This is a genomic window from uncultured Anaerococcus sp. (genome assembly GCF_963512375.1).
GTDB lineage: Bacteria > Bacillota > Clostridia > Tissierellales > Peptoniphilaceae > Anaerococcus.
Window position 1 is genome coordinate 1 of sequence record NZ_CAUPMI010000025.1, and the last position, 23,680, is coordinate 23,680.

At 36.4% G+C, this 23,680-nt stretch carries 30 protein-coding genes and 1 tRNA gene; 1 reads left to right on the forward strand and 30 read right to left on the reverse strand.

What is annotated here, in order from left to right:
- Window positions 1-307: 307 nt before the first annotated feature.
- The 26 genes from RRB46_RS09205 to RRB46_RS09330 form a co-directional block, all read right to left on the reverse strand.
- A complete protein-coding gene (locus tag RRB46_RS09205) occupies window positions 308-586 on the reverse strand; it encodes a hypothetical protein (protein WP_311538301.1) in 279 nt (92 codons plus the stop codon).
- A gap of 9 nt (window positions 587-595) precedes the next feature.
- Window positions 596-1,372 (reverse strand): peptidoglycan amidohydrolase family protein, encoded by a 777-nt coding sequence (locus RRB46_RS09210; RefSeq protein WP_311538302.1) that lies wholly within the window; start codon window positions 1,370-1,372, stop codon window positions 596-598.
- Window positions 1,373-1,414: 42 nt separating this feature from the next.
- A complete protein-coding gene (locus RRB46_RS09215; protein WP_311538303.1) occupies window positions 1,415-1,930 on the reverse strand; it encodes a hypothetical protein in 516 nt (171 codons plus the stop codon).
- Window positions 1,931-1,940: 10 nt separating this feature from the next.
- Window positions 1,941-2,150, reverse strand: a complete 210-nt coding sequence (locus tag RRB46_RS09220; RefSeq protein WP_311538304.1) for a hypothetical protein — start codon at window positions 2,148-2,150, stop codon at window positions 1,941-1,943.
- A complete protein-coding gene (locus RRB46_RS09225) occupies window positions 2,150-2,452 on the reverse strand; it encodes a hypothetical protein (RefSeq protein WP_311538305.1) in 303 nt (100 codons plus the stop codon). Before RRB46_RS09225 ends, RRB46_RS09220 begins: the two co-directional genes overlap by 1 nt.
- Window positions 2,453-2,495: 43 nt before the next feature.
- On the reverse strand, window positions 2,496-2,978 hold the full coding sequence (locus tag RRB46_RS09230) for a hypothetical protein (protein WP_311538306.1): 483 nt from the start codon (window positions 2,976-2,978) through the stop codon (window positions 2,496-2,498).
- A complete protein-coding gene (locus tag RRB46_RS09235) occupies window positions 2,972-3,499 on the reverse strand; it encodes a hypothetical protein (protein WP_311538307.1) in 528 nt (175 codons plus the stop codon). Before RRB46_RS09235 ends, RRB46_RS09230 begins: the two co-directional genes overlap by 7 nt.
- A gap of 42 nt (window positions 3,500-3,541) precedes the next feature.
- Window positions 3,542-4,042, reverse strand: coding sequence for a hypothetical protein (locus RRB46_RS09240; RefSeq protein ID WP_311538308.1), 501 nt, complete (start codon window positions 4,040-4,042; stop codon window positions 3,542-3,544).
- A complete protein-coding gene (locus RRB46_RS09245) occupies window positions 4,039-5,292 on the reverse strand; it encodes a collagen-like protein (RefSeq protein ID WP_311538309.1) in 1,254 nt (417 codons plus the stop codon). The genes RRB46_RS09240 and RRB46_RS09245 overlap by 4 nt, the downstream gene beginning before the upstream one ends.
- A gap of 8 nt (window positions 5,293-5,300) precedes the next feature.
- Window positions 5,301-5,471 carry a hypothetical protein gene (locus RRB46_RS09250; RefSeq protein ID WP_311538310.1) on the reverse strand — a complete coding sequence of 57 codons (171 nt, stop codon included), beginning with the start codon at window positions 5,469-5,471 and terminating at the stop codon, window positions 5,301-5,303.
- Window positions 5,452-5,610 (reverse strand): hypothetical protein, encoded by a 159-nt coding sequence (locus RRB46_RS09255; RefSeq protein ID WP_311538311.1) that lies wholly within the window; start codon window positions 5,608-5,610, stop codon window positions 5,452-5,454. The genes RRB46_RS09250 and RRB46_RS09255 overlap by 20 nt, the downstream gene beginning before the upstream one ends.
- An 8-nt stretch (window positions 5,611-5,618) precedes the next feature.
- Entirely contained in the window at window positions 5,619-8,087 is a 2,469-nt protein-coding gene (locus RRB46_RS09260; protein ID WP_311538312.1) for a phage tail spike protein, read from the reverse strand.
- Entirely contained in the window at window positions 8,081-8,752 is a 672-nt protein-coding gene (locus RRB46_RS09265; protein ID WP_311538313.1) for a hypothetical protein, read from the reverse strand. Before RRB46_RS09265 ends, RRB46_RS09260 begins: the two co-directional genes overlap by 7 nt.
- Before the next feature lie 110 nt (window positions 8,753-8,862).
- The gene (locus RRB46_RS09270) at window positions 8,863-13,398 is read right to left on the reverse strand and encodes a phage tail tape measure protein (protein WP_311538314.1); all 4,536 of its coding nucleotides are present in this window, start codon (window positions 13,396-13,398) and stop codon (window positions 8,863-8,865) included.
- Window positions 13,399-13,415: 17 nt separating this feature from the next.
- A complete protein-coding gene (locus RRB46_RS09275; RefSeq protein ID WP_311538315.1) occupies window positions 13,416-14,030 on the reverse strand; it encodes a Gp15 family bacteriophage protein in 615 nt (204 codons plus the stop codon).
- Entirely contained in the window at window positions 14,027-14,431 is a 405-nt protein-coding gene (locus RRB46_RS09280; protein WP_311538316.1) for a hypothetical protein, read from the reverse strand. The genes RRB46_RS09275 and RRB46_RS09280 overlap by 4 nt, the downstream gene beginning before the upstream one ends.
- A gap of 65 nt (window positions 14,432-14,496) precedes the next feature.
- Window positions 14,497-15,057 (reverse strand): hypothetical protein, encoded by a 561-nt coding sequence (locus RRB46_RS09285; RefSeq protein WP_311538317.1) that lies wholly within the window; start codon window positions 15,055-15,057, stop codon window positions 14,497-14,499.
- Window positions 15,044-15,481, reverse strand: a complete 438-nt coding sequence (locus RRB46_RS09290) for a hypothetical protein (protein ID WP_311538318.1) — start codon at window positions 15,479-15,481, stop codon at window positions 15,044-15,046. Before RRB46_RS09290 ends, RRB46_RS09285 begins: the two co-directional genes overlap by 14 nt.
- On the reverse strand, window positions 15,478-15,828 hold the full coding sequence (locus tag RRB46_RS09295) for a hypothetical protein (protein ID WP_311538319.1): 351 nt from the start codon (window positions 15,826-15,828) through the stop codon (window positions 15,478-15,480). Before RRB46_RS09295 ends, RRB46_RS09290 begins: the two co-directional genes overlap by 4 nt.
- Window positions 15,828-16,184: a DUF6751 family protein gene (locus RRB46_RS09300; protein WP_311538320.1), complete on the reverse strand. Its 357-nt coding sequence runs from the start codon at window positions 16,182-16,184 to the stop codon at window positions 15,828-15,830. The genes RRB46_RS09295 and RRB46_RS09300 overlap by 1 nt, the downstream gene beginning before the upstream one ends.
- Window positions 16,181-16,576 (reverse strand): hypothetical protein, encoded by a 396-nt coding sequence (locus RRB46_RS09305; RefSeq protein ID WP_311538321.1) that lies wholly within the window; start codon window positions 16,574-16,576, stop codon window positions 16,181-16,183. Before RRB46_RS09305 ends, RRB46_RS09300 begins: the two co-directional genes overlap by 4 nt.
- Before the next feature lie 18 nt (window positions 16,577-16,594).
- A complete protein-coding gene (locus tag RRB46_RS09310) occupies window positions 16,595-17,644 on the reverse strand; it encodes a major capsid protein (RefSeq protein WP_311538322.1) in 1,050 nt (349 codons plus the stop codon).
- Window positions 17,645-17,654: 10 nt separating this feature from the next.
- Window positions 17,655-18,221 (reverse strand): phage scaffolding protein, encoded by a 567-nt coding sequence (locus RRB46_RS09315; RefSeq protein ID WP_311538323.1) that lies wholly within the window; start codon window positions 18,219-18,221, stop codon window positions 17,655-17,657.
- Between the two features lie 83 nt (window positions 18,222-18,304).
- Window positions 18,305-18,381, reverse strand: a tRNA-Trp gene (locus RRB46_RS09320).
- Between the two features lie 41 nt (window positions 18,382-18,422).
- On the reverse strand, window positions 18,423-19,343 hold the full coding sequence (locus RRB46_RS09325; protein WP_311538324.1) for an ORF6N domain-containing protein: 921 nt from the start codon (window positions 19,341-19,343) through the stop codon (window positions 18,423-18,425).
- Between the two features lie 116 nt (window positions 19,344-19,459).
- Complete coding sequence (locus RRB46_RS09330; protein ID WP_004836085.1) at window positions 19,460-19,630, reverse strand: hypothetical protein; 171 nt, start codon at window positions 19,628-19,630, stop codon at window positions 19,460-19,462.
- A gap of 121 nt (window positions 19,631-19,751) precedes the next feature.
- On the opposite strand from RRB46_RS09330, the gene RRB46_RS09335 reads away from it, so the two are divergent.
- Window positions 19,752-20,111: a hypothetical protein gene (locus RRB46_RS09335; protein ID WP_311538325.1), complete on the forward strand. Its 360-nt coding sequence runs from the start codon at window positions 19,752-19,754 to the stop codon at window positions 20,109-20,111.
- A gap of 153 nt (window positions 20,112-20,264) precedes the next feature.
- On the opposite strand, the gene RRB46_RS09340 is transcribed toward RRB46_RS09335, so the two are convergent.
- Genes RRB46_RS09340 through RRB46_RS09355 form a run of 4 tightly spaced genes read right to left on the reverse strand, consistent with a single transcriptional unit; the run spans window position 20,265 to window position 23,679 of the window.
- A complete protein-coding gene (locus RRB46_RS09340) occupies window positions 20,265-20,591 on the reverse strand; it encodes a YjcQ family protein (protein WP_311538326.1) in 327 nt (108 codons plus the stop codon).
- Entirely contained in the window at window positions 20,584-20,817 is a 234-nt protein-coding gene (locus RRB46_RS09345; RefSeq protein WP_311538327.1) for a CPCC family cysteine-rich protein, read from the reverse strand. Before RRB46_RS09345 ends, RRB46_RS09340 begins: the two co-directional genes overlap by 8 nt.
- Window positions 20,789-22,324, reverse strand: coding sequence for a phage minor capsid protein (locus tag RRB46_RS09350; protein WP_311538328.1), 1,536 nt, complete (start codon window positions 22,322-22,324; stop codon window positions 20,789-20,791). The genes RRB46_RS09345 and RRB46_RS09350 overlap by 29 nt, the downstream gene beginning before the upstream one ends.
- Window positions 22,324-23,679 carry a phage portal protein gene (locus RRB46_RS09355; protein ID WP_311538329.1) on the reverse strand — a complete coding sequence of 452 codons (1,356 nt, stop codon included), beginning with the start codon at window positions 23,677-23,679 and terminating at the stop codon, window positions 22,324-22,326. Before RRB46_RS09355 ends, RRB46_RS09350 begins: the two co-directional genes overlap by 1 nt.
- Window position 23,680 lies beyond the last annotated feature (1 nt).

A 23,680-nucleotide genomic window follows, 5' to 3' on the forward strand; every position in this document is an offset into this window, starting at 1 on the left:
AAATTACTTTCTTTCTTACACTATTTATGGTACTAAAAAGACCTACCCCAGCACAAGAGTAGGTTTTACGTTATACATAAGAGTTTAGAGTTCCTCGTTTCTATAATTTATTTATGCTGTAATTTGCCTATGCAAACTAAAACTTTTTTTAGATTTTTTAGATATCGCTACATCAGTAGTTTTTTATTTACTAGTATTATACTTCTTTTCGTGTACTTTTTTCTCGACTACATCCTCAATGTAGCCATCTATCTTATCATATCCGCCTAGGTATTGACCTAGTAGTTCATAGGTCTTATCATCGACCCTATTTTTTTATCTTGTCTTTTGCAGTTTCCAAAACTCTTTTTTGTGCTTCGACATCAAATTCAAGCTTATCTGAATTTTTGAGTGGTTCGACCACAGTTTGATTAAGGGCCTCCACTACTGTATCTGCTAGATCAAGCACATGACCTAGAATATACTTAACCTTTTTATCTTCCAGTTCCTCAGTCTTTGCCCTTGCTAGACCTATGCCATATCCGATTAAAGATAGGACTGATAAGCCTAAAACTACAAGACCTAAAATTTTAAAACTATCTAACATATTTACCTCCTAAAACTTAATCCAAGGCTTGGTGTTACCACTAGTACGCCTATAAGCAACCCATCTTCTTTGCTTTGAACCGCCGATATAAGATAGCCACCTATATCCGTTGCCCTCCCAGACCTCATCATAGTAGATGACTTGACCAGGCCTATACTGGGCAACCACAGGGCTTGCAGTAGATGGGCCGCTCCTAACATTGCAGTAAGTGGTGGTATATCCTCTCCACTTCTCATTCTTGACCTTTTTTACTCCAGCAACCATGCTAGGACTTGGAGCAGCCTTTTTAGGGTCAGCCTTTTTCTTAGGCTCTTCCTTTTTATCCTCGCTGCCAACCCATCTGAAAAAGCGTACGGGATAATACCTATCATCTAGGTAGTACCAATAACCTTCCTGCTCGTTGTTAGTGGTTACAGTCCAGTTAGAGCCGGCGTTACAGTGGATAATCTCACCTTTACGGGTAAAAATACCTGTATGGCCATAAGCCCCACCAGATGCTCCCTCCTTGCCTTTTACAAAGATATCACCACGCCTTACATCCTTATAAGATATCTCTTTAAGATACTTGCCTTGGCGGGCTAACCTAAAAAGGTCCTCAGTGCTACCATTCCACATGGTCTCAGGTATAAAGCCCCCTACCTTGGCACATTTATAGACGTAACTAGAGCAGTCCTCTGTCTTGGAGTTATAAGAGGCCTCCGCTCCAATCCTGCCTCCACCTAACTTATACTTAGGTTGGTGCCATCTAGACTTTGCATATTCCATCATTTTATCAATACTTGCCATTATTTACCTCCATAACAAAAGGACCAGCCTAGGCCAGTCCCTTTAATCTTTTTTTACTTCTTTGTATAAGTCATCAATTTTCTTTTCTAAGTCTGCCAGCATCTCTTTTTTGACCAGGTCATCTTGAGTGGTCAAAGCTATCTCCATCATGGATTTTAGTTCATGGATGGAAGAATTCAAAGCTTCTAGACTTACATGTGAGTCTTCGCTATGCTCTTTTAGCTGACCTTCGAACCTCTCAGTGTATATTCTGCTACTTTCGACTGCCGTTATCACCTCCCTTAGTAGCTGCTGTAGAACTTCATTACTTTTTTCTTGGCTAGCCAGAAACTTATCATCTTTTTCTTGACTCAGTCTTCTGTCTTCTTCCTTTTGTTTTCTCTCAAAGGCTCTGTCTTCATCAGTTCTTCTTTGAGTAGCTTCTTCTTGTTTTTTGATTGACCAAATTTTTAAGCCAAAGTATATGACTAATAAAAATACTAGAAATATTAGTATTGCTACTGCCGTGCCTTGGTCTATAAATACCTGGTTTACTTCTTTTATGGTTGGTTCATGCATAAGACCTCCCTTACTTGCCTAAGGCTAGTTTCATCTTAATCTTTTCTATTTCATACTTATTTTCTTCTAGATATACTTCTAAACTCTCTCTTAGCTGCTCTTTCACCTCCTTATCTAGCTTGGATAGCTTTTTTAAAAGTAAGTCTATGGTTTCACCTTGATATATAATTCTTCTTGCAAGGCTTCTGGTTAATACTTCTAGTGCATATTTTGGTATCATTATATCTCCCCTCCTATCTCTTCTAAGCCCATGTCCTTAAGCATAAGCATGGAAATAGAATCCTCTACTGACTTTAGCCTTGTATCCATTGCCCCAAATTTACCCATGAGATCTTTAAAGGCAAGGCTTGGGTCAAATTCTACTGCTAGCTTGGCCAAGGATTTCTGAGTTATTTCTTCATCTGATAAGCCTTCGATTTTCCCCTCAAAACTTACGACAAAGTCCCTGTATGGTTCATCTTGGGTTAGTCTTACATCTGTTACATTCTTTCCTTCGTAATATTGTTTTTGTATTTTATACATTTTTTCTTCCTTTCTTGTACTAAAAAAGAGAGCCTAGACTCTCTTATAGTGGTGTTATTTCTTTATATTGTCCTTCTGGTGGGAGTAGGGGTTGTTTTTCTGTTGGTAAATCTTCTATGCAAGGTATGAAGATATCTCCTATCCCATCTTCAAATAAGCATAATCTTTCTAAGATTACATTAGCCCCATTATAAGACCTAATGTGTAAAGGTCCTTTTACTTCACCGCCTTTCAGCTCTATATAATTAAAATTTCCCTTACTTTTATATGTTTTGTATATGCCTTTATAAATATCGACATCACCATCAATACTTCCAAAAAATCCAGGATAATATGTTTTATTATTATCTAATGACATATTCTTTTCATACATTCCTATACTAGTGAATCCAGCTGCCGATGTCTTTAGATTATTTATATAAACTTTATTGTCTTTAATAAAGATATCCTCGTTTGACCTCGCATACATATATACAGGTCTTTGTAATTTACCACCATTTAATAATAGGTTGTGCTTAACTAACATAACCCACCCCCAAATATAACTGGTCGATTTCGACTAGTTTTAAGCTTAGAGTGGATACACTTCCTTGAATACCCCCCCCCCGCCACGAAAACGGCTTGATTGCTTGGTTCTAGGTTATCTTTATTAGGTATGAAAATAGGATTTTTGCTATCACCTTCTACTATTTCTATGTTGGACCATTCTGCCCCCATTTTGATTGCAAGGTTACCTACTCCTGTATAGCAAAGTATCGAATTAGATTCAGCTATATAATTAAAAGTAAATTCTAATATTCCATCACTTATATCTTTGATATAATATCCACCATAACTTTTAAATCTTTGATTATGTCCTTGTGCTATATGAACACTGTTTGTTGCGTGCTTATTCTCTCCAGGTATTTGCTTGATTTTGCATGAAAAGGTGTAAGATTTCCCAGGTATTAAATTGCTTGTATCGCCAATATATTTATGCCCTATATCCTCTCTTGGGTTTTCTAAAATCTTATTTTCACCTTTATATAAATTTGGTTTAATTTTCACGCTGCAACCTCCTTCCTAAAAGAAGATTGCTTAGGGTAGATACTATATTGGATAAACCTCTTTGAACGTACCCCCCCCCCCGATTGGGAAAACAGCTTGTTTTTCAGGTTTTACATCTTCTTTATGTGGTAAGTATACAATTTCTTCACCATTCTTATCAAAGTATCCATCAACTATAATCATATCCTTTATCTCCGCTCCCACTCCTCTAGTTTCTCCTGACACATCTGTATATATCAGTAAATTCACAGTAATCCCAACTCGAAAAGTGAAGTTAAAATAAAATCTTCCATCGATAACATTTAATCTTGCACCACCAGCAGACTTAATGTTGTTTTTATCGAACAGCATTATTGAAAATATTCCGCTTCCATTAAATTGTTTAAAACTAAAGCAAAATGTATATTTTTGATTTTCTTTAAGTGTAGTTGGAATTGTTATTTGTCGGTAATTGTAGTTATCCGATGCAACCCCATTATTTAGTGCTTTAATTTTATAAGTGCCTCTATAACCTTTTAGCAAATTTTCCTTTACTTGTATCATAACCCCTCCTCTCTAATCAAGCTCAGCTTATCTTCAGGCATAGTAACATTAGTTACTACCAATTGCCCCTGGAACTTTTTACCTGGCAGGCCATCTTCTTTTCCTCTAAAATCAATGATGTAAGAGTTTAGATTTTTATTGACTTTTACCACACATCTTGTGGCCTTTTCAACATCGTTTGCTACATACTTTAGTTCTGGGTGGGCCGGGTCGTCGTAGTCTGGTTTGCCATATAGTAGGATGTGGCCATCGGCTTCTGACTTAAATTTTATATTTAAAATCTCACCTTCAAAAGGGAATTCATAGAAGTCATTAGTTAGGATTTTTCCTATTTCTATATATCCTATTTTTACTTCATCGCCTGTGATACTTGGTTTTAGTTTTATTAGTTTATCTCCAACCTCATATGCTCCTAGGCTTGCTAAGTCGCTTAGATGGTTGTCTTGCTTGATTTTGACCTTGTCTATGGAATCATTAACTTCTTTAAAGGATTGGTCTAGGCTATCTAGTTTTTTCTTATATTGATTATCGAAGTTATTATCAGATAGGCCCTTACCTACTTCTTTTAGGACTACTTCCTCTTTGCTTGGAGCGTTCAACTGGTCTCTGATTCCCTTTTTTTCTTCGGTATTTAGCTTTGATATACTAGCTAGATTTATTTCTCCATCCTTACCTGGAGGGCCTTGAGGACCTGTGCTTCCGTCTTTGCCTGGTGGCCCCTGTGGTCCTGTTTTACCCGTTGCCCCTTGGTCTCCTTTTTTACCGTCTTTACCTGGAGGGCCTTGGATTCCTTGAGGGCCTCTGTCTCCCTTGTCTCCCTTTAGTTCAGTTGCTCCTAGTTCTTTTACTGCTTTTATCGCTTCATCTCTGACTAGGTCCTTAGTTTCTTTTTTTATTAGCTCTGCAGTTTGCTTGTCTGCAAAGTCTGCATAACCTTTTTTGACATCAATTATAAATTCATTGTCTGACGGAAAGACGTAGCCGTCGCAGGATATTTCTAGGATGTAAAGGTCATCTTTTAGGTTACCTGGCATTGAAAAATTAACTATGGATCCTTCTACCTTTTTCTTTACTTCCCAATAGGTTTTATGTTGGGGATTTCTTAAGGATATCAGGGCTTCTTTGCCGTCTAGGTTTATTTCTTTACCGTTTCTGTCAATTAGGACAAAGGAAAAGGGAGTGGACTTATCAGCTTGTTTGATTATCCTGCCTCCCTTAACTTGTCTTAAGTCTAGTGAATTAAAAGCCATATGGCCTCCTATTTGCTTGTCTCCTCTGTTTTTAGTACTGCATTTTTGTTGTAGTAGTCTCTTAGCTTATAATAGGCCTTGTCTAGGTCTACTAGTGTTAGTTCATTTTTGACCGCTACTTCTACTAGTTCGCTTACAACCTTATCTACTTTTATTTCTTCAGCTGTTCTCTTTTCCATCTTCTTCCTCCTTGGTTTCTAGTTCTTTTATTCTTGCTTCTAGTTCTTCATTTTTTATTTCTAATACTTGTATAGAATGAGTTTGCTTCATGCAAATCATCATATATTTAGTTATTAATTTATCTTTTATATCTTCCATTCGTCCTCCTAGGTCCAGAATGTTTTTTTATCAAAAAAGTCTATTACAAAGCTTGAGTTATACATTTCACTTGTGAATTTAAGCTGTTGGCCAAGATATCTACTTACTTTAATATAATCACCTATTTGCATATACCCTTGTATGTTTAAGTATTGGTCAATTCCTATATTTTTAGCAACTATACCAAAGGCATTTAGTTCTATGACTCCCCATTTACCATTTAGAAAAGAATTTAGTTGTGATGATGAAAAGTTTGAATAATCAAAATCTTTATATTTATTAACGACTATTGTCCCAGTACTATAATTTGGACCTGAAATTTCCACCGACCCATCATCATTGACTCCTATGCTACCGAGTTTAGTAGCATAACCGTCAAAGAAATTTATCTTAGACCCCACTATCTCTACTCTCTTGTCAATGGACGCTGTCTTAAACTCACCAACCACGCTTACATCTCCTTTAAGGTCAATGTTTTTAGCCTGGATTTGTACATAATCTGGTAGTTGCTCGATTATTGATAAGACATCCAGCTTGCCAACCTTGGTGGCTATCCTATCATTAGTCTGGGAAATCTCTGATTGTAATTCTCCCTTACTAACCTTAGTCGAAATCTCTTCGGCTGTCTGCTTGGCCACGCTTAAGGCCTCCTTGGCCTGATTTTCTATGCCGCTTATATCTGGGACCTGCTTGCTGACTTCAGTTTTTATCATGTCAGGGGTTTGGGCAATTGTTGAGTTGGTCTGACTTATTAGACCTCTTACTTCTTTGAACTCTTCGTCAACCTCTGCCTTAACTTGGCTTACAGAGCTTACTATGCTTTCGTTGGTTTGAGATATAGAGGAGTTAGTCTTTTCAATCTCACCTTTTACACCTTTTAGCTCCTCATCAACTTCGGCTCTCACCTTCCCTATAGAACTTGCTATGCTATCATCAGTTTGACTTATACTTGAGTAATTTTGTTCTAAAAATCTTTTAGTTCCTAACGGAACTCCTGATTTTAATTCGTTATTCAAGTCTTCGAACATCTTGCTTGTACTAGTACTTACGCTTGCAATTTTGCTATAAATTTCATCGTTTTTTATATTAAATTTACTTTCAGTAGATAAGATTTTTTTATCCAATGCTTCTGAACTTTGATATAGGTCTGTAAAGGTTGGATATTTTTCATCTAGTTTGTTGATAACATTTTGTAAGTCATTGATTTCATTTTGCCTTTTTATTATATCTTCTGCATTGTTGATTAGTGATATATTTATACCATCAATAGTCTTATCAATCTCTAACTGCTTATCAATTATTGGTTTGGTTTGGCCAGTTTGAGGATCTACATAGGTTGTAGCTTCTGTTATAGACTCGTATATCTGATTGTCGGTTTGAATTCTCTCAGTCTTGTAGGTCTTAAAGCTATCATCAGTATATCTCTTTGTTGTCTCGACACTTTCCTTGATAGCGTCATCAGTGGTTTCAAACCTTACCCTGGTTTCCTCCCACATCTGATTGGTAAGTTCGATTGTCTCATTCATATCGTCTACCATATCAAGAGGCTTATTAGCAAGGACTAAGTCGTTATCAAAAGGCTTGTAGGGGTAAAATTTACCAGATATAATCCTATATCTTTCTTTTACCTTTCTGTCCCTATCTATAAGATAAACATAATCTCCAACCTCATACTTTTGACCTTTAACCCCTATAGCGTCTGATAGGTCTTGAACTTTAAGTTTAATTGTTATCCTTGGCCTTGATAAGGCTTTAAGCTTTTCTTCGGCGTCTCTTTTAAGGTTTTGAATATTTGTATATCTTTCATCCTTCCAGTAGTAGGTAATAGTTTTAAAGCAATAAGAATTATCTTGCAGATATTCTTTACCATCATTGATTTGATTTATTTTAAGGCCGTTCATACCTTCAGGAATAATCCTGGTTGCAAATTCAAAAGATTCCTCAGTGATGTCTTTATCATTGATATTTAAGTCATCAAAGAAGCAAACTCCCTTATCTTCCCCTAATTCTTTGCCAAAAGTAATAAGATATTTTGATGTATCAATTTTGAATTCACAATCAAATTTTTTGACTACAAGATTTATTGCTTCCCATAGATCCATATGGTCTACAGTTATAGTTCTAAGACCATCAATCTTGCCTATGATTTCATAACTCCAAAAAGAAGGTAATAACCCCTTAATAACTGTTTCAAAATTCTTATGGACAAAATTAAGATTCTTTAAGAATACAGCTTGAAGTGTGTATATGGCTTTCCTGCACTCTATCTTGTATCCGCCATAAAGAGGCTCGATATTTTTAACCTCATAAACTATATCTTTGTGGGTTACTAAACATTCGGCCTGAAACATATGTCTAAATTCTTTTGGAATTTCAAAGGTTAGCTTTGTAAGCTCGTTGATTCCTTTTTCAAACTCTAAGTTTTTGTAAAGGGAAAAAGGGTATTCTTCTGTATCAGTAAGTGTTGATATCAGCATATAACCCTCCCTTCAAATTCCATAAAGCATTTTATATTTCCATCAGCTTCTACCAGCAAGTCCACCTTATCATCTAGGTATGGAAAGGAGAAGGTGTAGTATTGATATTCAATGTTAGCTTGATATAAGCCTTCTTCGGCGTCAATTCTTGTTGTGTCATCGACATTATAGAGGTCTATCAAATCATCAAAACCCTTGATTTTTACATTTTTTGAACTACCTTCAAAGTAAAAGCGGCAAGGGGTAAGTAAATTTCCATTATTGTATATGGTTACTTGCTTACCTATTGGGATTTCTATTCTTTGAGTATCTAGCATAGCAATTGCATTGCCCTTGTAGGTAACTACTTGATACCAGTATCTGGTTTCTCCACTTTCACCTAAGAATCTCCCCTTATAAAAGACTTCTTCATCAAAAGTTATGGTTGCCATATCTAAAAGCTTTGATACCTTATTTCTATTTTTTCTTATAGTTGACTTGCTTCCTTTAAATTCTATAGAAAAGGAGACTGGAGCATAGGCCAGCCTCTCTTTGCTATAAAAAGTTATACCCGTATCAGCTTTGAATTCGTCACGCTCGATTATGGTATTTCCTATGTCAGGGTAGGCCAAAAGATGAGCGTCATAAAATTTTAAGTCTTTTACTAAATTTATTGATTTTTTCATCTTCTACGCCTCCTTTCCTTGCTGATTTCTTGACTTACAATAGGGGCCACCGCCTTTCCTATCTCTCTAGAGTCTAAGTTTATCACGCTTGTAACCGCTCCATTTGTAACTTATACTTCGATTTCTTGTTTATTTTGTATAGATCCGCCAGCAAAACTATAGGCTAGGTCTGCCCCCATTTTGTTATTATCAAGTAGGACTGCATTTTTAGCTTTTTTTCTAATTGCTTCCATGGTGGACTTTATCTTGCCTACTACAAAGCCTTCTTCATCTTCAATACCGATACCCATACCACGGGTAAGCATCTTACCGACTTCGTCTCTAAAAACTCTTGAAGGGGAGTGGATTCCTGCGGCTCTTTTTGCAGCACTAACTGCTGACCTCATGACATTAATTGAGGCGTTAATTACTCCTGACCTGCCGTTATAGATACCATTAGCAAGACCTGCCATCAAATTATATCCAGCATTAGCAAAGGACCCCTTGTATCCATTAACAGTACTAACCATTTGAGAACACATGGACTTTACAGTGGATTTAGCTTTGTTACTGCCCCTGGTAATGGTTGATACAAAAGTATTCATCATATTGTTGGCAGAGGTCTTGACCTGGTTGGAAGTCGTGGTCATGGTTGAATTAATCTTATTCCCCATCTGGGTAAATTGGGTATTTATCTTGTTTGCTCCACTTGTAATGGAGTTAGTTACATTAGTCATCATTGACTTAGTTTGGCTAGTAGTTTTAGAACTCATACTTGTAATGGTAGAGTTTATTTTATTTTGCATGTTTGTAAAAGATGTTTGAACTTTACTTGATCCACTAGTTACATTACTAGCTAAGGTATTCATCATCTTTGTTGCATTTTGTGCTACTACATTAGAGGTATTTGTAAGGCTTGTTTGTATAGATGAGCCCATCTTATCAATGCTAGCTACTGCCTTGCTTGATTCGCTACTTATCGCTGAACTATAACCTTCCATTGCAGTCTTACCAGCTTGGTTAAAGTCTTTAGATTGATTAGACAAGGCCTGGGCGGCGTCTTTACCTATGCTTGTTGCACTTTTATCTACGGCAGCCTTTGAAGTATCAATACCAGTCGCATACTCTTTGCCTACTTCCTGGCCCTTTTTATTGGCCTCGCCTTCTCCTCCTTGGAGCTTGTCAATGGCACTTTGGCCCAGGGCTTGGGACCTGGTAGTTACATCCATGGTTGCTGACTCGATACCATCTGCAAAGTTTACACCAGTATCTAAACCTTGTTTATTTGCAGTTCCAAAAATCATGGAAGAGCGGGCTTCTAGAGGATTTGCAAAGGTGCTATTATAGGCTGCAGATACATTTTCTTGACCTGAACTTACACCTTCGCCAAAGGCGGCGACATTCTCTGCCCCTATACTTCTTAGTATTTCAGCAATATTAGCTTCGCTTAAGCCTAATGCTTTTAAGGCTTGGTAAGCGGCTTCTACATTGATTTTGCCAGCGTTGGCTCCATCAGCAAAGCCATTTACATTTAAAAGCCCCATATCATGCATAGCTTGAACGGCCTCTACAGATGATAGGCCAGAATCTCTTAATTGCCTATAAATAGCAAGGGCCGCTTCTTTACCAGCGGCCGAACCTTGACCAAAGGCGTCCACATTTATTTGGCCCTTTGCATACATTTCATCAAAGGCTTCAAGTTCATCAAGGCCCATATCCATCATAGTAGTAAATTCTTCTATAATTCCTTCAGCCCCTTCGCTTGTACCATCTTTGAAGCCCTGCATATTTCTAAGAGCTATTTCGGTTAGTTTTTCTACCGCTTCGATTTCACTCATTCCTGAGTCCATCATCTCTTGAAGCTTTTGCCTATATGTTTGACCGCCTTCTTCAACTCCATTCACAAAACCGTCTAGGTTAAGTCCTGCTATCTCGAAGAATTGTTCGGCTGCCTCCATAGTTTCTAATCCAGATGTCCTTAGGGCTGTGTAGGCACTTCTTACATTGCCTGACCCCTCATAGATTGCTTGGGCGTACTCATCGACGCTTGCCTTACCTTCTTGCCTTATAATGGCCCTAGCGTCAGAGTCTGAAACTCCACCCTTAATTAATTCTTTGTAGGCTGTTGATATATCTGTGGTGCCGTCTTTTAAACCTTCCACCACACCCATAACCATATTCTCGCCAGTTGGCTTGGTCTCCGCTCCATCTACTGAGTCATTAACCTTTTTAGGCAGGTCCTTAGCCTTGTCAGCAACCTTATTTTCATTTTCTTCCCAGCCTTGCTTGATACCATCTATAAAGCTTTTACCAATATCTTTTAACTTATTGACTCCAGCTTTAAGTTTGCTTCCAAGCACTGATATAAGTCCCTTGGAGTGAACGTCGGCAAAGAATTTCTTAGTTGCATTGATACCGTCGCCGATTTTATTAACCATCGACTTACCAGCATCAATTAGTTTAGAGGCACCTTGCTTTATTTTATTTGCAATTGACCCTACAATCTTGCCGGCAGAGTTTGCTATCTTTGGCAAATCAAGGTTAAAACCTTTGATTATAAAGCCTATAAGGGCAGCACCTGCCACTGCAAGGCCAACCGGATTTGATAAAACAGTTGTAAGAGCCGCTATTATCTTTGCTCCTATACCTCCTATTAGCGTTAAACCTTTCATTAGGCCGCCACCTATGGCCTTTATCAGGCCACCACCGACAGTTACTAGCTTACTTCCGCCTATTTTGCTTATGCCGCTGGATAAGATGCTAACTATATTGCTTCCTATTCCTGCTAGCTTGCTAGACCCCGTTTTAATTCCAGTCATCAGTGGTCCTATAGTTTTAGATCCAGCTGATTTTAAAATGCTAGCCTTGCTTGAAACTCCTTTTGCCAAGACATCTACAAGCTTTCCGCCAGCCTCGTTAAGCTTTAAGCCTTTACTGTTAAAAGCTTGTATTAAGGAATTTATAACTCCAGTAGCCGACTCGCTGACAACAGTTTTTTCACCCATGATTCCTTTAGCTAAAGAAGACATCATGCTTTTAGCTACGCTTGCTCCCTTGAAGGCTGCAAAGGCTATTGCTAAAGCCTTTAGTATCTGAGGAACCGCTTTAGCTACAACATCAGGATTATCAGCAATCCCTTTTGCTATTGCTTTTATAAGGTCTATACCAACCTTTATAAGTTTAGGCGCATTTTTATTAAAGCTTTCAGCAAGTTTACCGATAATTTCAATGGCCTTTGGCACTAAGACTGAGGCGTTGGCTGTTAGACCTTCGGCAAGTTTGATTAAAATATCTCCGCCTACTTCAAAAAGCTTTGCCCCCACTTCCATAAAGGCAGAAACTAAAGTGGTTATAATTGCCGCTGCACTACTTGCTAGCTTGTCAGAATTCTTTTGCAAGCCATCTAATAGGCTTAAAATTATAGTTTTGCCCGCTTCAATAAATTTAGGAGCTTTCTCCGCTACGGCAACTGCCCCTTGGGCTATCATATCACCTATAACCTGAGGGAGTTTGCTTATATCCTCATTGACTACGGCGTTAAGCTTATCGACTTGTTCAGTTACTGATTGGACTACTTGCCTAAAAGGATTGTCCACGTTTTCATATAAGGATATTCCTAGGCCTTCTAGGGCTGATTGGAGGATGGTTATATCACCTTTAAGGTTATCATTCATTATCTTTGCCATCTCTTCGGCGGCACCAGAAGAATTATAAATGCTTTCTGTTAATTTATTAAAGTCTTCATCACTTGCATTTAAAATTGCAAGCATACCTGACATTGCCTCTTTACCGAAGATTGTGGCCGCTGCTTGGGTTTGCTGGACTTCACTTAGGTCCTTAAAAGACCTCCTCATTTCCATCATGAGTTGTTTAAAAGGTTTCATTTCTCCCGAAGCGGTTGTCAATGATATGCCAAGCTTATCCATTTGAGACTGAACCGCTTTAGTAGGACTTGCTAGTCGTGCTATGGAAGTTTTTAAAGATGTACCAGCTTGAGATCCTTTGATTCCGGCGTTGGCCATCAAACCTAAGGCAATTGCCACATCTTGGGCTTTATAGCCTAAGGCTCCGGCTACTGGTGCAACATACTTAAATGATTCACCTAGTAAAGATACGTTTGTATTTGAGTTTGTAGAAGCGGCAGCTAATACGTCAACAAATTCGCTTGTATCTTTGGCCGTCAATCCAAAGGCTGATAGGGCATCTGTTACGATATCAGATGTAGTACCTAATTCTTCTCCAGAAGCGGCGGCAAGGTTCATGATTCCTGGCAGACCATCAATCATTTCTTGACTTTTCCAGCCTGCCATACCCATGTACTTAAGGGCTTCGGCTGATTGACTAGCAGAAAACTTGGTGGTTGCACCCATTTCCTTGGCCTTATCTCTTAAAGCCTCTAGGTCGCTACCTGAGGCACCTGAAATTGCCTGAACCTCACTCATAGCTGCGTCAAAGTCAGCACCAGCCTTTGCTGAGTAGGCTCCAAATCCTGCAACCGCTGCTCCTGCAGCAACAAAGCCAGTTTTTATTCCATTAACAGCCTTGCTTGTTATGCTTTTAAATCCATTTCCAGCAGTAGTTGCCATAGAAGATAGGGAAGCAAGGCCGCTTTTAAATCCTGAGGTGTCTAACTTGGTATCAAATAGCAGTTTACCATCACTTGCCATATGTCACCTCACTTTCTTTATATTTGCATGCTTGCCATCATTGACCTAGCAAAAGAATTTTCTTTTTCTTCCACTGTCCTTTCATCTGGCAAAGCATAAATCTTTTTCATTGTTCTATAGTATTTCTTTTCATCCTTACTCATCTTAGAAGTGATATTCATGGATCTAAAAGACATAATTCTTGAAAATAGACATTTTTGGTTTAGCCCCTCAAAAAGGGCTTTAAATTCCCACCAGTGTAGGTTGGCGGTAAAAAGATTGATATTATAACATTCCGTAAAGGCTGCATATATATATGCCCAGTCATGTTCAAAAGAGTATACCAAGCTAAGGCCAGCAAATTCTGAGTCCTCTTCTTCTTTCTTTTTTTCTTGGCTTCCATCTATCTTTTTTCCTAGACTATAAAACCATAAAAAGCCATCAAATAAGCTTTCTAATTCATCAAGGCTTGAAATCTTAAAATCCTCCGCCAAGCATGTATTAATAACTTCTAATACCTGGATTTGGGCTTTCTCATCTTCTTTTAGCATTATTTCTTCATATTTAATCCAAACCCTAAAATCTGTTTCTATAGCTACCTTTCTTCCGCTTACGTCTATTGTTTTTGGTAGGCCTTTAGTTAGAATACTCACTTTTCATCAACTATAATTCCATCGATTACATTTTCTTTTTTGCCAAAGCTAAAAGAGTTTGTAAGCTTATCTAGTTCCTTATTGGCCTTGTCCACTTCTTCTACAAGGTAATTTCCTATAGATAAATAATCAGTTAGAAGCAATTCTTCTCCGTCGAATACTTTTTCCTGAATATCATCCATTGCCCCAAGGCCTAGAATTGTGTCAAAGGCTTTTCTTAGGGCTTCTTTTGATTCACTTGAAGACATCTTTTCAAAGTCTAATTCACCTATAGCTGTCAGCTTTTTAGCTAGATCTGTGTCATGCTCAATTTCATATTTTAGAAATTGAGTATCTCCATTAATATCTTGATATTCAAATTCAAATTTAATTACTTGTCTTTTTTGTCTTTTAAATGCCATAATTTACTCCTTTATTTTTAATTTTTTGAAAAGAAAAAGGGGCGTCTAGCCCCTAAATAATTAACTTAAGCTGTCCTTGAAGATGTAGACGCAGTAGGCTCACCCTCAGTGAATTTAATTGTTAGCCAGTCTGAATCCTTATCTCCTAGTTCTGCATAACCCTCAATAGATGGACCATTAGCCTTGAAACTTCCTGAGTATTGGTAAGCGTCAGTACCATCACCTGCAGAGTCTGGAACTATAGTGTGATTTCTCTTGATTGCATAGAATTTGCCTTCTTGTCCTTCAATTGGTTTGGCAAAGTCGACAACTACAATATTAACTGTAGCGTCATCTGCTAATTGTTCTTTATCAAAGACTTCTTGAATTCTATCGTGTACTGGATTGTCCTTGTACCTATCTAGTGTGAAATCAGTTGTTGAAGTCATACCAGTAACGGCAGTTCTTTCTGATTTCTCGTCGACATATTTTCTTGAATATTCTTCTGTTTCTTTAGATGTTGGAAGGTCGGTGAAACCTTTCATTCTGTAATATAAATCATTTACTTCCATAAATGAAACTACATCAGCCCTTAGTACAAGGCCTTTAAATTCTTTTAAATTTTGTAGTGTTTTAGTTTTTTCCATTGTTTACCTCCATATAAACTAAACGCATTTGTATTTGGTATTGACTAGAACCGACATCAGCACTAGACAAGTAACCATTCGTTATTATTTCCAGCTTTGTTGGATACTTATCACCTTCAAGGTCTGGAAATTCTTTCTTATTATTCATCTCCTGGATCCACTCAATTAAATTGTCAAAAAAAGCAGAGTTTTCTAGCTGTGTAACTAAATCTCCGCTCATATGACTTCTTGTAGTAAAGATAAAACCAAATTGTTTAAGCTCATCTCCGTCTACGTATTTTTTAATTGTTGGACTTATAGGCTCAGTATAGATTCCGTATTCTAGAGGTTGGTCTCCCAGAAAATCAACACTAAGCCTTACATCGTCTTCTAAATAAGGGCATTTAAGAAAATATTCCCTTATACTTTCTATAATTGATTTCATTTTACTTTTGCTCCTGCTAGGCTTGCAGCTCCTCTTAAGATTGAGTCTTTGTGACTTGACTTCATTCTTTCAAACCACCTGTTCCCCCTCGTAGGTGCTCCCTGAAAATTAGCTGGTTCATAATACCATCTTTTAGCGTAAGGGGTTTGTTGGACTATCCTTCCTGTTCCTATACTTGTTTGGCTAGTCGCTGAACCTATAAGGGTGCCTAAATCTTTTGGTGTGTAAGGATCCATTCTCCTTATACACTCACTATCTATAAATTTTTGAACTTGACCTCCTGTTTCAAGGTCTCTTTCCTTCAAGGCCTTAGCCTGGTCAAAGTCAAATTTAGAAAAGTTTATCATTACTTAGCCCCTATTCTCGTATGCTGCATATTAGGTGAACCGAAGTCAAAAACATCAGAAACTGTCACTATTTTAGCCTTGTATTTCTTTTGATAATCCTTAGCTGTCTTTAGTTCTTCAATATCTATCTCTTCATCATTTCTGATTACTAGGTCTTCAACGTCAACAGTTCTTAAAAGCTCATTTGGTATATAGCATGTTATTTCGTCAATATCATCCTTGCTCCTACCAGTGCGGTTAGTGTTAATCCCTCTAGTCTCTTCCCAGTGGCAAGGGTAAGTTCTTAGGGGTTTATACACGTTTTGTCTATCTACAACCATTCTTTTTATGATTGTAACCTTGGCGTTAGTTATCAATAAACGCCCCTATACATTAGGCCAGTATGGACAAAGGCCTCTTTAATCATTTGATCAATAAGACCTGCCACTAATCCATCTTTTTTATCTACTGACAAGGAATTTGATTGTGCGTATTCCACTTTATATTCGCCCACAGACTCCGATTTTATATTACTAGATGAATTACCCTCCGAATCAATTAAAAGCTCCCTATTATTAAAATAAAGCTGGTTAATTATATCTTGGGTAACTTCATCTATTCTTTTTTGTAGGTCTTTGTCATTTTCCCTTATTCTTTCAAAGGTCAAGAAGTCTATACGCCTTCTAATTCTCCTTTGTAAGGACGTAAAAAGGCCCTCTGGCAGGTCTACTCTAGGATTATTTTTAATAAAATCATCATAGGTTAACATAAATTAACCCCTTTCTGCTTAAGCTGCTGGGCTGCCTGATTCCCCTGCTGGCTTTTTAGCTTCAAGTTTAGTTAGGACTCTTGCTATTGGTATTTGGTTAAGTGGGAAAGTTTCTTCTTCATTCTTTACTACTTCCCAGTTAGCACCCTTCTTAAGCTCTGCTTCAGTTGGTGATAATGAAGCCATAGAAGCCTCAGTAAATGAAATACCCCTTGGTGCAAAGCAGAATCTATCTCTAGTGTATAGGGTATCTTCTCCGCCGTTTTTCATTGGGTTTCTGTCAGTTTCATAAGGCACCTTAGCTCCAGCCTTGGTATATTCAAAAGCTCCTTGGCCAAAGATATATGTTGTGTATTCCCCTTCTTTGCTTATTGGCAATGAGTCATCAATAATGATTGGTCTACCGTTAAGGTTTGCCAAGGCAAGTGGTCTTTCTATTCCTCTAGCGTCGGTGTATTTTGCATATTGAATTAGATTTAAGTTTTCTAATTGAGTTGCAACGGCAGAGTTCATAATAGCTGCTGCAAAGTTTTTCTTTCTAGCTCCAAAGGCTTGTTGTAGTGCGTTGTTTAAGGTTACTTGACCGAATACATCATCTTTATATGTGTGGCCGTCTACAAATTTCTTGTCCTCTGCCTTTGTCATAGAGAAGATACCTTCAAGGATTGCAAGAAGTGAATCTTGTTTAAGGTCTGCCCACCAATCTAAAAGTTGATTAGCAACAGTTCTCATTGGATCGTGTCCGCCTGTAATATCAAAAACAAAGTCTTTTTCAGTCCAAGCGTGGGCCCTACCAATAACAACTCTCTTTTGGTAAAAAGTATTAGTTGAGTCTGATTTGATATCTGTTTGGCCATCATAATTATCAGCGTCCCCTGATAGGATTCCGGCAATTGGAGTAACAATGATGTTACCGCCTGTTTGTTCATCCATTCTTGTTTTGAGGTCTGCCCTTTCTACAATAGCAGATGAATTAAGTAGCTCATTTGTTCTTTCTCTTTCGATTACATCAATGTATTGTTCAAAAACTTCTGGGTTAAAATAAGTCTTATCAAATAATTTTGGCATTTAATTCCTCCTATAAAATACCTTTTTTGTTAGCTTGAAGCATTTCTTCGTAAGTCATATCTTTAAGTTCCTTATCTCCTATAGAACCTGACTTACCTATGCCCCTTTGCTTTGGTTCTCCCTCAATTTTAAATAGGTATGAATCGCTTTCTTTTAGTCCCTCAATTTGTGCTTTCAAGTCATCGTTTAGGTTTTTAGAATCCTTCAAGCTGTCGATATCAAGCAAGGCTTTTGCCGCCTTAAGATTTCTACTTCCAGCATTTACTAAGCCTAGATCAATAGCATTGTTTAGGTTGATTCTGTCAATATCTTCTTTAGCTTTGATTTGTGCTTGCTCATACTTGTTTTTGTATTCCTCCGCACTTGCCTTAATGGAATCTATATCCATATCTTTGAAGGCTTCTATTTGCTCATTTGCACTTGCTACTTGGGACTTATAGTTTTCGTTTTCAGTCTTCAAGGTCTCATATTCATTTTTTAAATTATTGAAATTCTCTACTTCCTGACCTCTTAGTTTGAAAACCGCCGCTATTTGCTCATCATTTAGTCCTATTTCTTTGAGTTCTTCTGTCTTCATAAAATCTCCATTCCTAAGCTTTTTAAGTCGTCGCTATGACTCTAGATTAGTAACATTCCAGCATTTTAGGTCTGCTTTGACCATGGCGAAGCTTAAAGGATTTGAACCTTTATCTCCCAGATTTGGAGTCTGGTGTTTTTCCTGATTAAACTAAAGCTCCATAAAAAAAGGAAGCCCGAAAGCTTCCTAATTTAATATTATTTAATTGTTAACTAACATCTTTTTATAATCATTTAACTTTATACCTAAATTCCATCCCTCTTTGGTATTTACTCCTAGATCCCTACAAGGTCTTTCTAAAAAACCAAGTTCTACAAGTTTTTCTGAGATAATTTCTGTAAAATCTTCTCTCATCTCCTCATCCATAGCAAATATATACAAGCTCCTATATAAGTCAGTTAATCTTTGAGCCTTTAGGAACTTATCTATGCTTCCTTTACTACTCTTTAAAGCTAACTTATTATCAGCAAAATATTTTTTTATTTTCAAGTGTGCATCTTCTCTAAGTTTATATTCTCCAATTAAACTATATACATCATCTTTAAATAGAATGTTGAGCCTGTTGTAAGCACTTATGTTATTATTTTCAAACCTAAAATCTCTCAGTGTCCTAGCATTTAAAAGAGTACCCAAAGACTTTGACCTAACAAGCCAATTGATATTATCTTTATTTTCTCCAGTTAGATAAACAATATCCCTAACAGTCATAACCGGCTTACCCTTGTAGGTTTTCTTTTCTAGCTTGTAAGGTTCTAGTTCTAGTTGCTCGTAAACTTCCTCTTTTAATCTAAAATATGAATTAACAAGTTGCCTTTGCACTTGCCATGCTAAATCATCTGTAAAAGATTTTACTAACATTAGGTAGCCGCTTTCTGTGAAAAGATAACCACCTCTAGGGCTCTCAATTCCAAATCGACGAATTTCGTCGCTTTTGCATTTATCAATATTTATATAGTAAAAATCTAGGTTTTCTATAAAGTGTTTCTTGTTTGTTCTAAAATTTCTACTAGCTGTACCATCTGGTCTTTCATGTACCAAATCTATATCTTTAAAAGTAACTACTGGTTGATTGTTATATATTTTTCTCTCAATACTGTTATTATTAATTGTTATACTATTCATTTTTTATAATCCTTTCATATTGAAAGGAAACCCTTAATGAGTTATAATATATTTGAGATGAGGATTTCCTTATCGTTGAATTTAAAGGTAGTTTTGTTTGAACGTCAACACTACCTTTATTTTTTTTGTCTTTCTATCTCATCTATTTTAGATTCTAACCATTCTTTTTTACTCATATTTTCATTCTTTAAGTAATCATCAATGATTTTAAATCTTTCTTTTTCAAGTAGAACACTGAAAGCTTTTTTATTCTTTCGTATTTCTTTCATATATTCTGCTCTACTCATTTAATTCACCCCCTTTTTGTAACTCGTTACAACGATTATATTATGTTACTCGTTACTTGTCAAGAGTAAATTAAAAATATTTTTTTATTAATGTATAATAGACTAAAAAGGAGTCAAACTTATGTACCTATCCAAAAACTCTAAAAAGATTCTTAAAGAGTTAAAGAAAATGAACACTACTGATATAATACATTCAGATAAATTCTTGAAAAACAAAGCAATATCCACAATTAATATTAATGAACTACTTATCAATCTTGAATACCTTGATGATATTGGCTTAATAAAATATAAACCATATGTATCTGGGGATTTCATGGTAAAAATCACTAAATATGGTTTAGACTATGAAAATATTAAGCGTTACAAAAAGTTTAAGTTTTTCAAACATTCAATCTTAACACCTATTCTAGTTTCTTTTATAACAACAATTCTAACTACCTTTGTTATAAAATATATAACAGAAGGACATTGGTTATAAAGCTCGTGAAAATTGATACAACTATAGGTATGACAATATTCCTATCTATTTCTTCTATTTTCTCTTTAATTTTTTCATCGTCATTATACATATAATATCTCCTATAATTAAAAAGCACATCTAACAAGTGTTAGTGTGCTTAATCTAATATCTCTATGCTCCTGGAATCATTTCATTAATTCCCTTAGCTGTCTTTTGTATTCTTTTAAAAATTGTATTAGTTTCTAAATATTCTAAACCCTTTAAAGTTATTTTAGTTTTATCTAAATTAGTAACTACAAAGTCTCCGTCTACATAATACTTGATTGTCAATCCTTTAATATAACCAGCGTCATATAACATTTCTAAAAGATTGTTTCTTCTCATTTCTGTAATACCTAGTGTACTAGCAGATATTAAGTCTGAATCAAAATATTCTTCGTCAAGTGATTTGTTTAAAGATGTTAGAATTTTTAATATGATTTTAAAATTTTCAATCATTTTTATTTCTTTCTTTTAAAATAGTTATGCAATAATCATCATTAGGGTCAGAAATACCAAGTTCTTTATAATTTTTAATTGCTTCTTTAAGTGTAACTTTATTTGGTCCACCATCAATATTTTCTTCTCCCGTGTTTTGATATCCACAATTTTCACAAATATCATAGAATCCTACATCTTTACCACAGACAGGACATTTAATCATAGTTCCCTCTGAATATTTCATATCGTTTTACCTCATCTTTCCAATAGTCAATACCTCTTGATGGTTTATAAAATGTTGAAATAAATCCCTTAGAGTTTCCAACTACAAATTCGTTATTTTCAACATTATATTTTAAAATAGTTTTTTGTTGAGTCATAAATCCTTTAATATTATTTGATAATTCAGCATTTAATAGGTCTCTTGCTTTTCGTAAATATTCTTCTTCACTTATATTATCAAATTCTTTTAAATGCTTATCTATGTGTATTTTTAAAGATTTATCGCTAGAAAAAGTTGCATTCTCCCAATAATTTCCTGATATTCTTTCTTTGTATATCTTATACCTATTGCTTTGCTTTAATTCTTCAAAATATTTACTATTATTATACCCATAAACGCTGGTATTTACAGTAGTAGGACGAAGTTTGCCCGCTCTATTAAAGTTCTTATAAAGCTGTCTTTGTCTTTGTAATCTTACCTGAGCTATTAGCTTGCTTTCATCGTCTCCTACCTTATCATACATCATAACCCTATGTTTGTATTTTCTAATAGTTCTTTCGATTTGTCTCTGCTTCTGAGTTGCTTCATAGAAAGTGTATTCCTTATCTTCGAACTCGAAAGGCTCCGGATCTATATTGTCTAACATTTCTTGACTCCAGGCTCTTTCTGATATTCCTTCAAAGAATGGATACCAGTTATGCCTGCAATTTGCACCTTGAAATCCCGCCACATCTCCATAACCTATATCATCAAGACTTAAATATTTTGTATTTTCACCTGACAAAGAAACAATTTGTCCTTGCCATTCTGCATGAGTCGGTCTTGCTCCGGCGTGGGCTGATATTTCCATAAGGTCTTGGCCCATATCCTCCGCATTAGACAAAGACATTTCACCTGTCATCTGGTTTAGGGTTGTCCTAACAATCATTTTAGCCGCAGATTCCACAGTATAATTTCTTCCTGAATTTTGATAATTAATTACCCTTATCCCTGATTCAGATAAATCATTGACTAGGCCTCTAACTACCTGCTGACCTGAGAAAGCTCCGCTAGCAACCTTAAAGGCCGCTTGGTTTAGTTTGTCTTTATAGAATTTATTTAATTTTACATTCTCTCCATTGCAGACAACCCCTAATGATTGAGTTATATTAGCATTTCCTTTTAGTAGCCTATCAAGGGCATTATTGATTGTGTGATTAGCATGCTTATTTTTGTTTATATCAACAAGTTTCTTATTTACAGACCTATAAGCCTTGGCTTCATCTTCATAGTGTTTTAGGCCTGAATTTTTGATAATTTGACCTATCTCATCATCGATATCTTCTAGGTGTGGTTTTAATAGACTTTCTATTTCCTCCGTCGTGTATCCATTTTCAATCAAAACCTCCGCTTGTCTTTCTCCGGTTGCTGTTAGGTATCCATTTTTATTTATCCTCTTTGCTATATCTTCAAGGATATCATCTTCTAATCCTTGATATAATTCTATTAGGTGGTCGGTTACCCTTTCCATGTATTCTGGGCTTAGCATTATTCTTCCTCAGCTATATCATCTCTATTTTCTGATACTCCCGCTTGTATGTCGGCTAACTCATCATCAGTTACACCGTATCTCCATTTTAGATAAGCTTCTGGTTTTAGGATACCTGCTGCCACTTCTTGGAGCCTTATCTTTTGTTCGGTCTCAGAATCCACTACTAGGCTGTCATCAAAGTCAAAGGATACTTGGCAATTCTCATCATATGAAATATCAAGCTCCTTATACCAATACTTTAATATCTCGACAAATTCTTCAAGACAATCAGCAAGTTCTGTTTGTATATCCTTAACTGTAGAATAAGACCTTTGCTGACTTGTAATAATTTCTGAAGCCGTTTTAGTTGTTTCACTCATATGAGACAAGGTTCCATAGGCTAGGCCGCAATGGAATTCAATCTTTCTTAATATTTCATCTAGACCATGGAATAACGGAGTGTCTCTGATTTCAGGGCTAAATACTTCATAGAAGTCTCTGCCTCCGTCCCCCATATCCATACCAAGATTTCTGAATAATCTTTCCTTGCCCTTTGGCAACTCTCCGTTAGCTTTTACGGTTGTTATGTCTGCGTCAATAGCTAGTTCACTTCCCTTATACTCCCAGTGAATTCTTTGGTATTGCTCATCAGCGTCTTGGATTAAGGATAAAGCCCTAGCAAAGCAGGATATACCCTCGTTAGAATCCAGGTCTAAGTTATTAGCCTGTGGGTTTTTAAAGTAAGCAAATAAAGGTCTATCTGAATCTACTGTCATTTTTTCAGTCATATCCGCCCACTCTTCCACCGCTCCTAGGCTTATCTTATCTCCTAAAACCTCTTGGTTATTTGATAAATAAGCGGTGTTAGTAATTAGATATTCATCACCTATCTTGTGTTCTTCAAGCCTGGTAAAGAATATGTCCTTATCTTTCTTATCTTTCTTCTTGATCCTATCGATAAAGACAATGTGATTAATATCTCCAAAGCTCGTAAATCCTAAAATGATGAATTTATTGGCAGGAACAATATCTATATCGATAATCTTTTTCTCAAAGTCTTCAACATAGGGTTTGACTATAATCCCGCCTAAGGCCAAACCATATTCAGTAAATCTTCTAATACGTTTTATGAATTTTTGATAAATTGAATCAATATTTTCATCATCAACCCTAGTTTCAAGCTCCATAGTCGTAAGCCTTGCAAGCTCAGATGATATAGCCGCACACAAATTCAAGGATTGAGAATTATCAGCGTCATTTGGATTGCTAAGCCAGTAGGGTTCCCCATGGTAGCAATCAAGCCATATCTTATAATTATTTTCAATATTGAGGGCAAGGCTTCCCAGCCTCTCTCTAATTTCTCTATCTAGCATA

Coding starts and splice junctions, on each gene's coding strand:
- RRB46_RS09205 (WP_311538301.1), bottom strand. CDS start 586: ATGTTAGATAGTTTTAAAATTTTAGGTCTTGTAGTTTTAGGCTTATCA.
- RRB46_RS09210 (WP_311538302.1), bottom strand. CDS start 1,372: ATGGCAAGTATTGATAAAATGATGGAATATGCAAAGTCTAGATGGCAC.
- RRB46_RS09215 (WP_311538303.1), bottom strand. CDS start 1,930: ATGCATGAACCAACCATAAAAGAAGTAAACCAGGTATTTATAGACCAA.
- RRB46_RS09220 (WP_311538304.1), bottom strand. CDS start 2,150: ATGATACCAAAATATGCACTAGAAGTATTAACCAGAAGCCTTGCAAGA.
- RRB46_RS09225 (WP_311538305.1), bottom strand. CDS start 2,452: ATGTATAAAATACAAAAACAATATTACGAAGGAAAGAATGTAACAGAT.
- RRB46_RS09230 (WP_311538306.1), bottom strand. CDS start 2,978: ATGTTAGTTAAGCACAACCTATTATTAAATGGTGGTAAATTACAAAGA.
- RRB46_RS09240 (WP_311538308.1), bottom strand. CDS start 4,042: ATGATACAAGTAAAGGAAAATTTGCTAAAAGGTTATAGAGGCACTTAT.
- RRB46_RS09245 (WP_311538309.1), bottom strand. CDS start 5,292: ATGGCTTTTAATTCACTAGACTTAAGACAAGTTAAGGGAGGCAGGATA.
- RRB46_RS09250 (WP_311538310.1), bottom strand. CDS start 5,471: ATGGAAAAGAGAACAGCTGAAGAAATAAAAGTAGATAAGGTTGTAAGC.
- RRB46_RS09255 (WP_311538311.1), bottom strand. CDS start 5,610: ATGGAAGATATAAAAGATAAATTAATAACTAAATATATGATGATTTGC.
- RRB46_RS09260 (WP_311538312.1), bottom strand. CDS start 8,087: ATGCTGATATCAACACTTACTGATACAGAAGAATACCCTTTTTCCCTT.
- RRB46_RS09265 (WP_311538313.1), bottom strand. CDS start 8,752: ATGAAAAAATCAATAAATTTAGTAAAAGACTTAAAATTTTATGACGCT.
- RRB46_RS09270 (WP_311538314.1), bottom strand. CDS start 13,398: ATGGCAAGTGATGGTAAACTGCTATTTGATACCAAGTTAGACACCTCA.
- RRB46_RS09280 (WP_311538316.1), bottom strand. CDS start 14,431: ATGGCATTTAAAAGACAAAAAAGACAAGTAATTAAATTTGAATTTGAA.
- RRB46_RS09285 (WP_311538317.1), bottom strand. CDS start 15,057: ATGGAAAAAACTAAAACACTACAAAATTTAAAAGAATTTAAAGGCCTT.
- RRB46_RS09290 (WP_311538318.1), bottom strand. CDS start 15,481: ATGAAATCAATTATAGAAAGTATAAGGGAATATTTTCTTAAATGCCCT.
- RRB46_RS09295 (WP_311538319.1), bottom strand. CDS start 15,828: ATGATAAACTTTTCTAAATTTGACTTTGACCAGGCTAAGGCCTTGAAG.
- RRB46_RS09305 (WP_311538321.1), bottom strand. CDS start 16,576: ATGTTAACCTATGATGATTTTATTAAAAATAATCCTAGAGTAGACCTG.
- RRB46_RS09310 (WP_311538322.1), bottom strand. CDS start 17,644: ATGCCAAAATTATTTGATAAGACTTATTTTAACCCAGAAGTTTTTGAA.
- RRB46_RS09315 (WP_311538323.1), bottom strand. CDS start 18,221: ATGAAGACAGAAGAACTCAAAGAAATAGGACTAAATGATGAGCAAATA.
- RRB46_RS09325 (WP_311538324.1), bottom strand. CDS start 19,343: ATGAATAGTATAACAATTAATAATAACAGTATTGAGAGAAAAATATAT.
- RRB46_RS09330 (WP_004836085.1), bottom strand. CDS start 19,630: ATGAGTAGAGCAGAATATATGAAAGAAATACGAAAGAATAAAAAAGCT.
- RRB46_RS09335 (WP_311538325.1), top strand. CDS start 19,752: ATGTACCTATCCAAAAACTCTAAAAAGATTCTTAAAGAGTTAAAGAAA.
- RRB46_RS09340 (WP_311538326.1), bottom strand. CDS start 20,591: ATGATTGAAAATTTTAAAATCATATTAAAAATTCTAACATCTTTAAAC.
- RRB46_RS09345 (WP_311538327.1), bottom strand. CDS start 20,817: ATGAAATATTCAGAGGGAACTATGATTAAATGTCCTGTCTGTGGTAAA.
- RRB46_RS09350 (WP_311538328.1), bottom strand. CDS start 22,324: ATGCTAAGCCCAGAATACATGGAAAGGGTAACCGACCACCTAATAGAA.
- RRB46_RS09355 (WP_311538329.1), bottom strand. CDS start 23,679: ATGCTAGATAGAGAAATTAGAGAGAGGCTGGGAAGCCTTGCCCTCAAT.